Below are 13,322 nucleotides of genomic sequence, written 5' to 3'. Positions count from 1 at the left end.
GCGTATCCTTGATCGCCTCGCTGTACATCGGCGTGCTGCCGAACAGGATCGAGCAATAGTTGAACAGACGGTAGGACCAGCCGAACTTGAAGAAGGAATAGGCGAAGATGGCCGACAAGCCGCCGACCTTGATTTCGAAAGCAGTGCGGCTGCTGTGGAAAAGCATCGGCCAGTCATGGAACAATGCCTCGGCCTGATCGGTGGCACCGAGCAGCGCGAAAGACGTGCCGAGAGCAATGAGTGAGGCTGAGCCGAAGAAGGCCGTGCCGTTCTGTAGTCCGGCCATGATCGCCGTGTCGATCATCTTGAGATCGCGGGTCAGCGACGTCCTGATCCAGTTGGCCCGGTGGATCGCCATGGCGCGGGTGAGGCTGATCCGCCCGAACCGGCGCTCCGCGCCTGAAACCCAGGTGAACAGCGCCCACGAACCGACGAAGAAAAGCACGGCGATATAGTCAATGATGGTCATGCCTTCTCCTTGCACGGATTCGCGCCTATATGAAAGTTTCGCAGGGAATCATGTCRCGCGGATGCCAGCCGCTGGCGGAAGTTCGGCGCGCGGCACGCAGCGAACTAGATTAGTTTGCGACATTCCCGATTTCGGCAGCAAGGTGGTAGCCAATGTTTCTTTCGGTGTTCGACGTCTTCAAGATCGGTATTGGCCCGTCGAGTTCGCATACGATGGGGCCAATGACGGCGGCGAACATGTTTCTCGACCTGATCCTGTCGCCCGATTGGCCGCGGCCGGCCGGCGCCAAGGTTGCGGCGATCAAGGCCAGCCTGCATGGCTCGCTCGCCTATACCGGTATCGGCCACGGCTCGGACAGAGCGGTGATCCTGGGCCTGACCGGCGCCAAGGCCGATACGATCGATCCTGACAAGATGGACGAAATGGTGGCGGATGTGCAACGCACCGGCCAGATCATACCGCCCGGCCACCCGGCCTATCATTTCCAGCCGAAGGAAGATCTCGCGCTGGACAAAAAGACGCCGCTTGCGGGCCATGCCAACGGCATGATGTTCCAGGCTTTCGACGGGGCAGGGCGGCTTCTGCTCAAGCAGGTCTACTATTCGATCGGCGGCGGCTTCGTGGTCACGGACCTCGAGCTGGAAAAGATGCGCAACGCCAGGAAGGCCGAAGCCCAGAAGGTGCCCTATCCCTTTGCCAGCGCCAAGCAGATGCTTGACATGGCGGCGCGCTCGGGCTTGACGATCGCCCAGATGAAACGCGCCAATGAAGAGATGACGATGAGCCGCGAGGCTCTGAACGAAAAGCTCGACAAGGTCTGGAATGCGATGCGCTCCTGCATCGATCGCGGGCTTGCCGTCGATGGCATCATGCCAGGCGGATTGAAGGTGCGGCGCCGCGCCAAGCAGATCCATGACAAGCTACAGGAAGAATGGCGTTCGAATAAGGTCAACCCGCTGCTCGCCAATGACTGGCTCTCCGTCTACGCCATGGCGGTCAACGAGGAAAATGCCGGCGGCGGCCGCATCGTCACGGCCCCGACCAATGGCGCCGCCGGCGTCATTCCGGCGACGATCCGCTATTACCAGCATTTCCATGAAGACTGGGACCAGGACGGCATCCGCGACTACTTGCTGACGGCGGCGGCGGTAGGCGGTATCATCAAGCACAATGCTTCGATCTCCGGTGCCGAGGTCGGCTGTCAGGGCGAGGTGGGCTCTGCGGCGGCGATGGCGGCGGCCGGTCTTGCGGCCGTGATGGGCGCTTCGCCCGAACAGGTCGAGAATGCCGCCGAAATCGCGCTCGAACACCATCTTGGCATGACCTGCGATCCGGTTGCCGGCCTTGTGCAGGTGCCCTGCATCGAGCGCAATGCGCTGGGCGCCGTCAAGGCAGTCACCGCTGCGTCACTGGCGCTCAAGGGCGACGGCCAGCATTTTGTGCCGCTCGATGCCTGCATCGAGACCATGCGCCAGACCGGCAACGACATGAGCGAGAAATACAAGGAAACCTCCACCGGCGGTCTCGCCGTCAATGTCGTCGAGTGTTGATATCCTCGATTTCCGAATTGACGGCGTCGGCGCATTGGCGGATGAAAAGGCCATGGCACTTCATCTTATCAAACTGTGCGTCGGCGCCGAGTCCATCGAGGACCTCAGGGAATGGGTGGCGGAACGCTGCCTGAAGGCAATCGCCGAGGGCCGTGAGCCGCATTCCTATCACATCACCCGCATGGTGCCGAAACGGCAGGCCGACCTGCTCGAAGGCGGCTCGCTCTATTGGGTGATCAAGGGCCAGCTTTCTGCGCGGCAGAAGCTGCTCGACATCGAGGAATTCACCGATGCCGACGGCATCGGCCGCTGCAAGCTGATCCTCGGCCCGGAAGTGATCGAGACCATGCCGCAGCCGAAGCGGCCTTTCCAGGGCTGGCGTTATCTCGAAGCCAAGGATGTGCCCGCCGACCTGTTCGGCGAAGGCGAGAAGGCCGACATGCCGGCGGATTTGAAGCGCGAGCTGGCGGAACTGGGACTGCTTTGAAGGTTTAGCGCAGCCTGAGTCGGACCGGATATTTACCTAGTGGCGTCGTCACATGCAGGTGGAGTTCTGCGAGCGGCTGGCTGCCGCGCCAGGCGCGGGCGCCGTGGCCGAGCAGCATGGCGACGAGGTCGCGGGTCTTCGCATGCGAGCGATCAAGCCCCATGCTGGCGAGGCGCATCGCCGCTTCGTGAAGCGGCAGCAAGCCCATCCCTTTGGTCGGGCGCTTCTGGCCCTCGGTGGGAAAATCCTTGGAATTTCCATTCTGCGCCATATCTGCCTCGTACACCAAACAAATCGAGGTTTCGACGGGATCCGGCTGCTTGTCAGCCGGATTTCAGAAGGTGGCCTTGAACACGGCCACCCCTATTTTTGTTACCGCAGGCTTGCCCAGCAACTGACACCGCGGCGCTTCAGCGCCTTGCAGGCATTGACCGCTTCATCCTGGTCGCGGAAGCCACCGAAACGGGCGCGATACATGGAATTGTAGGCGACGGTGAACGGCGTGGCGGAGCGCAGCAGCCGTCCGCCCTTATCCTGCGCCTTCTGCAACAGACCCATCGCCTCTTCCTTGCCAGGGGCTGCGCCGACCTGGATCACCCAGCCCTTCTGAGCAGGCTCGGACTTGGTGGAGGCGGTGGTCACGGTATCGACCTTCTGCTCCGTCTTCGGTTCAAGCTTCGGCATCGAACGGGTCAGGTCTTCCGCGGGAACGGGTGCATCGATCTGAGCGACTTTCTTGCTCGACATGCGGATTGTCTTGGCACGCACAACGGGCACCATGTTGCCGGCATCATTGTCACTCGACGTGTCGGTGGACGCCACTTCCTGATCGTCGCTATCGCCCTGATCGTTGGAAGCCTGATCGTTGGAAGCCTGATCGTCCGTCGTCTGGTCAGCTGAGGTCTGATCGTCGGCGGTGTAACGCGTCTCCGGCATAGGGCCCTTGTGGGGCAGATCGACATCACTGTCGGCCGTGGCGACTTCGGCAGCCTTCTCGGCCGGTTCGTCCTTGGTCTGTTCGGCGAAAGCCGTCTCGACGGAATTCTTCGAGCGCATGGAGACGAAGGTGTCATCTTCGCCGCGGCGCGAGGCCTGCGGCAGATAGGCTTCGATGAGGCGGCGCATCTTGCTGTCGCGCTGCGGCGTCGAAGTGCCGCCGAGCACCACGCCGACGACCGAGCGGCCGTTGAGCTGGGCAGACGTCACCAGATTGAATCCGGCGGCGCGGGTATAACCGGTCTTGATACCGTCGACGCCAGGAACGGAGCCAACCAGGCGGTTGTGGCTTGGAATGTTCTGCCGGCCGTAATGGAACATGCGGGTGGAGAAATAGCCGAAATATTCCGGAAAGTGCTTACGCAGCGCAACGCCGAGACGGGCCTGATCGCGGGCGGTCGTCACCTGGCGCGGATCGGGCAGGCCATTGGCATTATAGTAGACCGTCCGGTTCATGCCGAGGCTGCGGGCCTTGGCGGTCATCATCTTGCCAAAGCGCGGTTCACTGCCGCCGAGGAATTCGGCGAAGGCGGTGGCGCAGTCATTGGCCGAGCGCGTCACGATCGCCAGGATGCCCTGTTCGACGGTAAAATATCCACCAGCCCGGACGCCGAGCTTGGACGGCGCCTGGTTGGCGGCATGGTCGGAAACCGGAACCCTTGTATTGAGCGAAATCCGGCCCGTCTCCAAGGCTTCGAAGACGAGATAAAGCGTCATCATCTTGGTCAGCGAGGCCGGATAACGCAGGCCGTCCGGATCCTCCTGGTACATCACCTTGCCGGTCTTGGCATCGACGACGATAGCCGCCGGCCGCGCCGATGCGTTTGCTTCAGAGGCCAGCCCGAATCCCAGCGACACTGCCAGAACCACGGAGCAAAGGGTCTTGACGATCTTGCCCATAACATCGGGCAACTGGAATCTGGATTGGAACACTATGCTAACTCTTCGCTGCTGTTGGACTGGCCGGGGCTCGGACCCAGTGGACTTGAAAGAGAAATCTAGTTTGTCAGGGTTACCAATCAGTTTATTCCGGCCTATGGGTTTATGCATTTCTGTGCATTTGCGAGAAATTTCCGTAGCTTCGTCCCGTTTCGAACAGCGGACGCGAAGCAGAGGCCGGCTTAGTTCTGGATATGCTGGTGCGCAAAAGCCTGCATTTTTGCATCCAGCATCTCCCAGTCGGGCAGAAGTTCGGATGAGAATCGATAGAGCAGCGTAAGGTCATGGCCGACATGGATGTCGCGCTGGCAATCCGCCGTGGTGGGCTTGGCATCGGCTGGTGGCAGGAGGCAGCGGACGACATAGGCTTCGCCAGTCCTGGTCATGCCGGTCAGCACGGCCTCATTGCTGAATCCTGATTTTGGATCGAGATGATGGAGGATCAGTCCCGCTGGCCCCGCCTGCGGATCGCCGGTGAAGAGGCGGCTATAGATCGGGCCTAGCCGACCTGACATGTCGCGCGACATGACGCTCTGCGAAAATTCAATGAATATAAGGTCCTGCGAGCCGGACGGGTCGGAAAAACGGCCGTTGGAACTGGCCGTGTAGCCATCGAGCTCCGGCCAGGAGAGATAGACGCTGACCGCATCCGCCTGGCCGTCATGCCGCTGGTTTTGGAAGCGGATCATATTGGCCGGCAGCGCCAGCACGTCCTGGCCGACGACGATGTGGATGCGTTCGCGCGACTCGGTATGGTCGTCCATGGCGAGCCGGTCGCCGTAATATTTGCCGGCCACGGTCAGCGCTGCAGTCAGCATCGCGAGCAGGCCAATCAAAGCTGTGAGTTTCAGTAGAAACCCATTGGATAAAAGCGGCAACGCCTTATCATCAGTCTCATCGCTCGCCATAGCAGCGTCCGGGGAAAGGTTAACCGTACGTATTCTGAACCAGCCTTGCCTGTGCCAGGCTGGAACAGTTGAGCTTGGCACGAAGGTTGCTGCTTATCGTCAAAACAATCGACGCGTAGAGTACTGTCATGATGTCTGGTGGTGACGTTTTCATATGCCTTGTGGTCGGCCTTGCCGTGCCACTGGCGATTCTCGATGCAGCGCGAACCATGCTGGAAGGCCTGCCGGAGCAAGGCGCCGGCTTTCAGATCGAGCGGCGGTGGACGCCTTGGCTGCTGGCGCTCCTCGCCGGACCAGCGCTGCTGTTCGACCGGGTCGCGGAAGGATGGCGCGAAGGCGCCTATAGCCGTAGCGATATTTTGAGCGGCGCGCTCATCACCGCCGGCTGGGCGACGATCTACGGGTTTGTTGTGCTGCAGGTGGTGCATTTCCTGGGCGCATGACAGCGCACGATAACAAAAAGGCCGGCCCCGGGGACGCGGGGCCGGCCAGACAGGGCCGGTCGGGACGGGGATTGGGGACGTGACCGGTCCTTTAACTGTTCAGCAGCAAGATCCCAATTGACCTTCCGCCACTATTCCGCGCTGCCGATGGCCGGCGAGTGATCGTCCTCGATCTTGACCCACTGGCCGGAATTCTTGACCGACTGCCGCTTGAGATAGGTGTATTCGGTGTCCGACCAGAGCAGCACCTTGTTGCGCATATTGTCGAGAATGTAATCGCCGCGATCGGTGCGCACAGTGAGCACGGCGTGGCCGTCGCCATTGGGCTGCAGGACGACGGTGATCAGCAGATTCGCCGGCGAGAAGCCCTGCTGCTGCAACAGCCTGCGCTTGAGCAGGACATAGTCTTCGCAGTCACCGACGGTTTTGGGATATTCCCACTTTTCCTCGACGCCATAGATTTCCATGTCGGTCTCGGGCTGGATCGTGCTGTTGACCTTGTAGTTCACTTGCAGGAGCGTCTTCCAGCGGGCTTCCGTGAGCTCGATCGGGCCGGGGTCGGCGCCGTTGCCCAGGCACTCCTTGGGATATTCCTGGCAGAACTGGTAATGGCCGATCGGCGGATTGGTGCGTCCGAGCGTCATCATGTTGGGCGAATAGGCATATGCAGTATTGGCTGCTGCGCCAAGTAGAATACAAGTGTAGAGTCCCGTCACGATGCTTTTGATCTGCATGTTCTTGTCTCCCCGTGATGCTGAGACAATGACACACAGTTTTTTATCCGACGCGAAAAACAACCGTAAAATCAAGTATTAAATTGAATTGCATAAATATAAAACGATAATCTATTTTGAATAATACTTTAGATTCATTTTATCTTCATTTGAATTTCATTCGAAGAGAATTCGCCTCAAATTGTCGGAGCAATTGATGCGAATTTGAGTGAAAGGCGTTTAGCACGCTGAAAAACATGGATATTTTTTCAAGCCCAGTTTTGCGGGATGTCACATGCCGCTCGCTTTTTTGCCCGTTGCTGTTGCTTTGCAAAAATCGCGATTATGAAAGGATGGGCCGTGTGACCTGCCGCGAGGCATTTTGTGGCGATGAAGCGTTATTGGCCGCCGAAAAAATGTTGAATCTTTTTTTGATGGCCGCGGCGGAATCGTGGCGCGATTGGGCTGAAATGATGGCTCTACGGCTCAAACTGGAACAGTCGATATCGTCGCCACGAATGGAAAGGCCGGCGCGAGGCCGGCCGATACAGTCCGAAAGCCGGTAAAGCTTATCGATAAGCTTCGAAACTCTCTCGGCTCAACTGGCTCAGGAATTCGATCGCCACGCCTTCCTGGAAATGACGAACAACGCGGCCGCGCATGTTGCCGAGGCGGACCGGCGTGCCCATGGCGGGACGGACTTCGATCTCGACCGCGGCGCCGGACATGGAAAGGTCGATGATGCGGCAAGGATAGACGCGGCCATCGTCGAGGCCGAGTTCCGACCGGGCCGAGCGCGGCGCGATACGCTCATGCCGGCGGTCTTCCGGCAAGCCGAGTTCCTGCTTGTTGGCAAGCCAGGTCAGCTGTGCGGCGAGCTTTTCACGTTTGCGTTCGGTCGCCTGCAGCGAGACGATGAAGCCGTGATCGACAAGCTTGACCACCGCACCTTCAAGACGGCCGATATGATCGACATAGGCAATGATGCGCTCGCCGACCTGCGGGAAGGCCGTGCATTGGAAATGGATGTCGCCCGGCGACATGTCGATGGCCTTGCAATCGAATTCCGACAGGTCCGCAAGCATCAATCGTCCTTGCAGGTTGACGACCACGCGCTGAAAGGCACGGGTATCAACCATCGGCGTGGAAGCTGCAGCAGTCTGGAATGCGGGCATGTCATGGCTCACTCTTCATGGGCACCCCAATTGTAATCGGCGCGGCGTTAACAAAGCGTGTCGCCGGCGCTTCAATTCTGTGTGTGAAGAGGGCCAAAATGGCACGATTGCCGCGCCGGTTTGCCAGCGCGACAATCATTAGAAGACTGACAATTATCAATTGCTAAATATCGAGGTTCTCGGCAAACGCCGCACGTTCCTGGATGAAGCGGAAGCGGGCCTCCGGCTTGGTGCCCATCAGGCTGTCGACTGCGCCGCGCGTGCCTTCGAAATCCACCTCGTCGATCTCGACACGCAACAGCGTGCGACTCCTGGGATCCATTGTGGTTTCCTTGAGCTGCTGTGCGGTCATTTCGCCGAGGCCTTTGAAGCGGCCGACCTCGACCTTGCCGCGACCGGTGAATTCCTTCTCCATCAGCTCGGCGCGATGCAGGTCGTCGCGGGCATAAAGCGTCTTGCCGCCCTGCGTGATGCGGTAGAGCGGCGGCACGGCGAGAAAGAGATGGCCCTTGCGGACGAGGTCGGTCATTTCCTGATAAAAGAAGGTGATCAGCAGCGAGGCGATGTGGGCGCCGTCGACATCGGCATCGGTCATGATGACGACGCGGTCGTAGCGCAGGTCCTCTTCGCGATATTTCGTGCGCGTGCCGCAGCCGAGCGCCTGGATCAGGTCGGAAATCTGCTGGTTGGCGCCAAGCTTCTCCCGGCCGGAGCTGGCGACATTGAGGATCTTGCCCCGCAACGGCAGGATCGCCTGGTTGGTACGATTTCGCGCCTGCTTCGCCGAGCCGCCGGCCGAGTCGCCTTCGACGATGAAGAGTTCGGCGCCGTCGGCGGTATTCTGCGAGCAATCGGCGAGCTTGCCGGGCAGGCGCAGCTTGCGCACTGCAGTCTTGCGGTTGACTTCCTTTTCCTTGCGGCGGCGGAGCCGCTCCTCGGAACGCTCGATCACCCAGTCGAGCAGCTTGTCAGCTTCGTTCGGATTGTCGGCGAGATAGTGGTCGAAGGGGTCGCGGATGACGTTTTCGACGATGCGTTGTGCTTCGACACTTGCCAGCCGGTCCTTGGTCTGGCCGACGAATTCCGGCTCGCGGATAAAGACCGAGAGCATGCCGGCGGCGGAAATCATCACGTCATCGGTGGTGATGCCGGCGGCGCGCTTGTTGTTGGTGAGCTCGGCATAGGCCTTGAGGCCCTTGGTCAGCGCGATGCGGAAACCGGCTTCATGCGTGCCGCCCTCGGGCGTGGGGATAGTGTTGCAATAGGAATGCAGCATCATGTCGCCGCCATACCAGGTCACGGCCCATTCGATCGAGCCATGGCCGCCGGACTTTTCCGTCTTGCCGGAGAAGATCTCGCGGGTGACGGTGAATTCCTTGCCGATCTGGGCGGCGAGATAATCCTTGAGGCCGCCAGGGAAGTGGAACACCGCCTTGTCGGGCACATCCGTGCCTTCGACCAGTTCAGGGGTGCAGGACCAGCGGATTTCGACACCGCCGAACAGGTAGGCCTTGGAACGGGCCATGCGGAAAATGCGGCCCGGGTCGAACTTGGCATGTGCACCGAAAATCTGCGCATCGGGATGAAAGCGCGTCCGCGTGCCGCGGCGATTGTGCACTTCGCCCAGTTCTTCGAGGGGCCCTTGCGGAATGCCGCGGGAAAAGCGCTGGCGATAGAGCCGCTTGTTGCGGGCGACCTCAACCTCGACGAAATCGCTGAGCGCATTGACCACCGAGACGCCGACGCCGTGCAGACCGCCCGAGGTCTCATAAGCTTTGCCATCGAACTTGCCGCCGGCATGCAGCTTGGTCATGATCACTTCGAGCGTCGACTTGCCGGGCACCTGCGGATGGTTTTCAACCGGGATGCCGCGGCCATTGTCGGTGACGGTCAGATATCCCTCGGCGTCGAGATTGACATCGATGAAGTTGGCGTGGCCAGCCACAGCCTCGTCCATGGAGTTGTCGATGACTTCGGCGAACAGATGATGCAGCGCCTTTTCGTCGGTGCCGCCGATATACATGCCCGGCCGCATGCGCACCGGTTCCAGCCCTTCGAGCACGCGAATCGAAGATGCGCCATAGTCCTCGCCGGATTTATCCGCTACGGGCTGGATGGGGGCGGGTGCCGCTGCCTTGGCCGGTATCACGGTCTGACGCTCCGGTTTGGGGGCTTCGGGCATGTCGTCGAAGAGATTCAGGGCTTGGCTCATCTGTTCCAGTTCGGAGATCGTTGGTTCCGCGAATCACATGATTCTGCCAGAAGGCTGAGAGTTCGCGAATAACCAGGAAACTGCGTTAGCAAGGCTCCATTGGCAAGATGCCAGCCGGGCTCTATCGGGAAAGGGACGCGATGTCCACAATTGATATGATCCGCCGGCTCGCTGCAGCCGCTCTTATCCTTGCTCTTCCTGCATATGGGGCCACGGCGCTGGAGCTCAAGAGCTATGAGGACGACCTGTTCGCCTATCCCGGCATCCTGGCCCAGGAGGATGGCGGCGCCTTCATCACCGTCGACTACAATAAGAAGCGTGACATCTACGGCCGCGACGAGATCCCCGAGCATAAGGTCAAGGGGAAATATGTCTCGCTCGGCGTGACATGGTCGCAGCACTATGAGACGGTGGAGAATGCCGGCCACAAGGTCGATGTGTTCCGCGTTGGAAAACTGCCGACGGCAAAATTCGCCGTCATCTTCATCCATGGCCGCGGCGGCGACCGCAAGCTCGGCGCCAACGACTATACGTTCGGCGGCAATTTCAACCGGCTGAAGAACCTCGCCTCCGACAATGGCGGCGTCTATTTCACCGCGAGCGCCAAGGATTTCGAGGATCGCGGCACCGGCGACGTTGCGGCACTGATCGATTATATCCACGCAAACGCGCCGCATGCCAAGATCGTGCTGTCCTGTGCGTCGATGGGGACGCTGATCTGCTGGCGGCTGACCCGCGACGCCACGGTTGTCGGCCAGCTATCCGGCATGATGATCATGAGCGGCATTTCCGATCCCAATTTCCCGAAAACGGCTGCCTATCAGGCGAAGCTGCCGATGTTCTTCAGTCATGGTTCGATTGACCCGGTCTACGCGGCCACGGACCAGATCAAGCTCTACAAATCGCTGTTCGCGGAGAATTATCCGACGCGTTTCGTGCTGTTCCAGACCGGAAACCATGGCACGCCAATCCGCATGACGGACTGGCGCGACAGTCTCAACTGGATTTTCCGTGTCTCAGGATGAACGCAGCAGGACCTTGGTGGAGTTGACGGCCGCCGAAATCTGCTGGTAGTGCGCGTAGCGGAGTTCGGAATTTTCGCTCGAGCGCAGCAGCTGAGTCGCCGCCTCGTCGATAACCTTCTGCGCCTTGGCCATGGCCTCTGGCTCCGCGGCGCGACGGATGGCGGTGTAGTGGCGGCGCGAGCGGAAGCGGGGATTGGCGTTCGCTGGTGCGTCCAGCTTCGGCTTCGACGAATCCTGGTAGGTGTCGACGATGCGACCGAGCTTGCCGCCGGCCTTTTTCAGGATGCGCTTGACGTCGCGGTATTCGCTGTTGTCCGGTAGCGACGCCGCCAGCATGTCGATGCCCTGGCGAAGGCAATCGATACGGTAGGCCTCGTCATAATGGCCGCATTCCTTGCGGATCGAATTCAGGTCGAGGACCACCTTGTGCGTCATCGTCGCGCTGAGACGAACGCCGACCTGGCTGTCGGTCGAGTGATCGTTGCCCCCAGTTTGCCCACCTGGATGGTCGACCGACTGCGCCAGGATCAGCGGTGCGAAATCCGGCACGCCGACCGGGAAGTCGCCGGCCGTGTCGGTGGCACCGGCCGGATTCGTTGTCGGCATGATGGACGCCGCCGCTGGCGCAACGTCAAAAGCTGCAACAGAGACCAGAAGTGCTGCTCTCAAGGCAATATCCGCGGATTTCTTCCACATGTCCGATAAGTCCCCTGAATTGGCTACTGGACGGTCTCGCCGAACGCCAGCCGCAAACTGCGTTGCGTGCCCTTGCCGATATTGCCGTCAATGCCGCCTGCATAGAATTTGTTTTCGGCCAGCAGCTGCTGCAGCGCCTTGCGGGTCGCAGGCTTGAACTGGTTCGGCCGTTCGGTCAACTGGTCGAGCACGTCCTTCACCCCCGAGCGTAGCGACGCATAGAGATAGCGGGCGGCATCATCGGATGTCTTGCCCTTGATCACGCCATCATCGATCAAAGAGGCGACGTTGTACATGGCCTGCGGATGGCGCATGTCGGCGGCCTTGAGGAAAAGCTGGATGCCTTTGGCCTGGTCGCGTGGCAGGCCGGTCGCGCCCTGATAATAGAGGAAGCCCAGATCGTTGAGTGCATCGGCAAAACCGAGATCGGCCGCTTTCCGGTACAGTTCCAGCGCTTTGGCAAAATCCTGGTTCGTGCCGATACCCTTTTCATAGAGTTTCCCGAGTTCGAACATCGCTTCCGCGTCACCCTTCATCGAGGCGCGGGAAAAGAGATCGAAGGCGCGTTCCGGCTTGAAACGTGATTTATCCGGTGCCAGCGACATATAGGCGAGACCGATCATCGCACGTGTATTGCCTGCATCGGCGAGTGACGCGAGCTGCAGTTCCTGATCGGGTTTGAGCGCGCTCCAGGCGGCTTGCCGGTCGCTCAGCGAAGCGACATTGAGGTCCGAACCGGCGAGGAAATAGGGCGTGCTGGACAGCGAGCCGTAGAAATGCGGCTCCTGCTTGTTCGTCGTCTCGGCCATGACATCGTCGCGCACCTTGCGGAACATCATGCCGATTTCGACATTGCGGGCCGGCAGCTCGTTGAGCAGCGCCTGGGCGAAGGGGCTGTGGGCGCCGTCGCCGTCAAGCGCGACCTCGCCATCCTTGGCCGAATAAACGACCATCATGCCGCGGTCGACCGAGGGCGTCGCCAGGCCGCCACTGCGCAGCTTGGTGACCTCGCCGGTCTGGTAATTCGCCGAGGTTGCCTTGGCGACCTCCTGAACCGGCCAGTTGGCGAAAGGATTGTTGCGGCAGGAATCGAGGATGACGATCCTGAGCTTGCGGGCGTTTTCCACCGATTTCAGCAGCATTCTGAGCGTGATCGCCTGCGAGCCGATTTCCTCGGGCTTGGTGATCTTGAGGTCGACGGGAATCAGGAAGTTCTCGCCGTTGAGTTCGACGCCGTGACCGGCATAGTAGACCATGGCGATATCGGCCGTCTCGGCCTGGAAGGAAAACTTGTTGATGGTATCGACCAGCGAGGCGAGCGGCTGGTCGATCGAGGTATGGACGTCGAAGCCGAGCGTCTTGAGTTTGTCGGCAATCGCGGTGGCGTCGCTCACCGTGTTGGCCAGGCCCGGAATATTCTCGTATTTCGCCATGCCGATGACAAGCGCGATGCGCGGGCTGGCTTCCGCCGCAATCGCCGCGACGAAGAGAAAGAACGTTGCCAGCAATCCCATAGCAAGCCGGGTGGGGCGGGAGAGGGCACGCATAGCCAGTGTTCCTTTATCGACGGCGGATGTCAGCCGATATTCGATTGATATTGAAATCTATGAAAGGAGTACGGTCAATGCTTCTCATTTATTCTATGCGCTTATTCTTATGCACCGGATTGCGTTTTTGCCAAGGCGCTGATGCCCTTTAGGAAGTTTTGC

At 60.0% G+C, this 13,322-nt stretch carries 14 protein-coding genes; 5 read left to right on the top strand and 9 right to left on the bottom strand.

Annotation, left to right across the window (positions count from 1 at the left end; translation table 11 throughout):
* A partial coding sequence (locus AC1DYF_RS37315) for a DUF599 domain-containing protein (protein ID WP_477883589.1) occupies window positions 1-469 on the bottom strand: 469 nt, incomplete at its 3' end.
* 152 nt (window positions 470-621) lie between these two features.
* On the opposite strand from AC1DYF_RS37315, the gene AC1DYF_RS37310 reads away from it, so the two are divergent.
* Together AC1DYF_RS37310 and AC1DYF_RS37305 are read left to right on the top strand one after the other, a co-directional pair.
* Window positions 622-2,019: an L-serine ammonia-lyase gene (locus tag AC1DYF_RS37310; protein WP_477883587.1), complete on the top strand. Its 1,398-nt coding sequence runs from the start codon at window positions 622-624 to the stop codon at window positions 2,017-2,019.
* Between the two features lie 52 nt (window positions 2,020-2,071).
* Window positions 2,072-2,506, top strand: coding sequence for a DUF1489 family protein (locus tag AC1DYF_RS37305; protein WP_477883586.1), 435 nt, complete (start codon window positions 2,072-2,074; stop codon window positions 2,504-2,506).
* Between the two features lie 4 nt (window positions 2,507-2,510).
* Here AC1DYF_RS37305 and AC1DYF_RS37300 read toward each other — a convergent pair whose 3' ends face one another.
* The 3 genes from AC1DYF_RS37300 to AC1DYF_RS37290 all read right to left on the bottom strand — a co-directional run bounded on the left by AC1DYF_RS37300 (window position 2,511) and on the right by AC1DYF_RS37290 (window position 5,349).
* Window positions 2,511-2,777, bottom strand: coding sequence for a hypothetical protein (locus AC1DYF_RS37300; RefSeq protein WP_477883585.1), 267 nt, complete (start codon window positions 2,775-2,777; stop codon window positions 2,511-2,513).
* 101 nt (window positions 2,778-2,878) lie between these two features.
* Window positions 2,879-4,273 (bottom strand): D-alanyl-D-alanine carboxypeptidase, encoded by a 1,395-nt coding sequence (locus AC1DYF_RS37295; protein WP_477883592.1) that lies wholly within the window; start codon window positions 4,271-4,273, stop codon window positions 2,879-2,881.
* A gap of 350 nt (window positions 4,274-4,623) precedes the next feature.
* The gene (locus AC1DYF_RS37290; RefSeq protein WP_477883584.1) at window positions 4,624-5,349 is read right to left on the bottom strand and encodes a hypothetical protein; all 726 of its coding nucleotides are present in this window, start codon (window positions 5,347-5,349) and stop codon (window positions 4,624-4,626) included.
* 128 nt (window positions 5,350-5,477) lie between these two features.
* Here AC1DYF_RS37290 and AC1DYF_RS37285 point away from each other — a divergent pair, with 128 nt between their 5' ends.
* Window positions 5,478-5,792, top strand: coding sequence for a DUF6949 family protein (locus AC1DYF_RS37285; RefSeq protein WP_477883583.1), 315 nt, complete (start codon window positions 5,478-5,480; stop codon window positions 5,790-5,792).
* A gap of 131 nt (window positions 5,793-5,923) precedes the next feature.
* Here the strand turns inward: AC1DYF_RS37285 and AC1DYF_RS37280 are convergent, their stop codons facing one another.
* Complete coding sequence (locus AC1DYF_RS37280) at window positions 5,924-6,526, bottom strand: transglutaminase-like cysteine peptidase (RefSeq protein ID WP_477883582.1); 603 nt, start codon at window positions 6,524-6,526, stop codon at window positions 5,924-5,926.
* Window positions 6,527-6,762: 236 nt separating this feature from the next.
* On the opposite strand from AC1DYF_RS37280, the gene AC1DYF_RS37275 reads away from it, so the two are divergent.
* A complete protein-coding gene (locus tag AC1DYF_RS37275; RefSeq protein ID WP_477883581.1) occupies window positions 6,763-7,071 on the top strand; it encodes a hypothetical protein in 309 nt (102 codons plus the stop codon).
* A gap of 3 nt (window positions 7,072-7,074) precedes the next feature.
* Here the strand turns inward: AC1DYF_RS37275 and AC1DYF_RS37270 are convergent, their stop codons facing one another.
* The gene (locus AC1DYF_RS37270) at window positions 7,075-7,680 is read right to left on the bottom strand and encodes a PilZ domain-containing protein (protein WP_477883580.1); all 606 of its coding nucleotides are present in this window, start codon (window positions 7,678-7,680) and stop codon (window positions 7,075-7,077) included.
* A 163-nt stretch (window positions 7,681-7,843) separates the two neighbouring features.
* Entirely contained in the window at window positions 7,844-9,892 is a 2,049-nt protein-coding gene (gene parE, locus AC1DYF_RS37265) for a DNA topoisomerase IV subunit B (protein ID WP_477883578.1), read from the bottom strand.
* A gap of 140 nt (window positions 9,893-10,032) precedes the next feature.
* On the opposite strand from parE, the gene AC1DYF_RS37260 reads away from it, so the two are divergent.
* Window positions 10,033-10,917 carry an alpha/beta hydrolase gene (locus AC1DYF_RS37260; protein WP_477883577.1) on the top strand — a complete coding sequence of 295 codons (885 nt, stop codon included), beginning with the start codon at window positions 10,033-10,035 and terminating at the stop codon, window positions 10,915-10,917.
* On the opposite strand, the gene AC1DYF_RS37255 is transcribed toward AC1DYF_RS37260, so the two are convergent.
* Together AC1DYF_RS37255 and AC1DYF_RS37250 are read right to left on the bottom strand one after the other, a co-directional pair.
* On the bottom strand, window positions 10,909-11,523 hold the full coding sequence (locus AC1DYF_RS37255) for a hypothetical protein (RefSeq protein ID WP_477883576.1): 615 nt from the start codon (window positions 11,521-11,523) through the stop codon (window positions 10,909-10,911). The genes AC1DYF_RS37260 and AC1DYF_RS37255 overlap by 9 nt on opposite strands.
* Window positions 11,524-11,636: 113 nt before the next feature.
* A complete protein-coding gene (locus AC1DYF_RS37250) occupies window positions 11,637-13,160 on the bottom strand; it encodes a caspase family protein (RefSeq protein ID WP_477883575.1) in 1,524 nt (507 codons plus the stop codon).
* Between the last annotated feature and the right edge of the window lie 162 nt (window positions 13,161-13,322).

It is taken from the genome of Rhizobium sp. P2_G9 (assembly GCF_056403475.1).
The sequence above is the reverse complement of the archived record's forward strand: the minus strand, read 5'-3'. Positions and strand labels throughout refer to the sequence as shown.

What these genes read in the sequence shown, in the direction of transcription:
- AC1DYF_RS37300 (WP_477883585.1), bottom strand. Translation starts at nt 2,777, where the DNA reads ATGGCGCAGAATGGAAATTCCAAGGATTTTCCCACCGAGGGCCAGAAG.
- AC1DYF_RS37250 (WP_477883575.1), bottom strand. Translation starts at nt 13,160, where the DNA reads ATGCGTGCCCTCTCCCGCCCCACCCGGCTTGCTATGGGATTGCTGGCA.
- parE (WP_477883578.1), bottom strand. Translation starts at nt 9,892, where the DNA reads ATGAGCCAAGCCCTGAATCTCTTCGACGACATGCCCGAAGCCCCCAAA.
- AC1DYF_RS37305 (WP_477883586.1), top strand. Translation starts at nt 2,072, where the DNA reads ATGGCACTTCATCTTATCAAACTGTGCGTCGGCGCCGAGTCCATCGAG.
- AC1DYF_RS37285 (WP_477883583.1), top strand. Translation starts at nt 5,478, where the DNA reads ATGATGTCTGGTGGTGACGTTTTCATATGCCTTGTGGTCGGCCTTGCC.
- AC1DYF_RS37310 (WP_477883587.1), top strand. Translation starts at nt 622, where the DNA reads ATGTTTCTTTCGGTGTTCGACGTCTTCAAGATCGGTATTGGCCCGTCG.
- AC1DYF_RS37295 (WP_477883592.1), bottom strand. Translation starts at nt 4,273, where the DNA reads ATGTACCAGGAGGATCCGGACGGCCTGCGTTATCCGGCCTCGCTGACC.
- AC1DYF_RS37270 (WP_477883580.1), bottom strand. Translation starts at nt 7,680, where the DNA reads ATGCCCGCATTCCAGACTGCTGCAGCTTCCACGCCGATGGTTGATACC.
- AC1DYF_RS37280 (WP_477883582.1), bottom strand. Translation starts at nt 6,526, where the DNA reads ATGCAGATCAAAAGCATCGTGACGGGACTCTACACTTGTATTCTACTT.
- AC1DYF_RS37275 (WP_477883581.1), top strand. Translation starts at nt 6,763, where the DNA reads ATGGATATTTTTTCAAGCCCAGTTTTGCGGGATGTCACATGCCGCTCG.
- AC1DYF_RS37290 (WP_477883584.1), bottom strand. Translation starts at nt 5,349, where the DNA reads ATGGCGAGCGATGAGACTGATGATAAGGCGTTGCCGCTTTTATCCAAT.
- AC1DYF_RS37255 (WP_477883576.1), bottom strand. Translation starts at nt 11,523, where the DNA reads ATGCCGACAACGAATCCGGCCGGTGCCACCGACACGGCCGGCGACTTC.
- AC1DYF_RS37260 (WP_477883577.1), top strand. Translation starts at nt 10,033, where the DNA reads ATGTCCACAATTGATATGATCCGCCGGCTCGCTGCAGCCGCTCTTATC.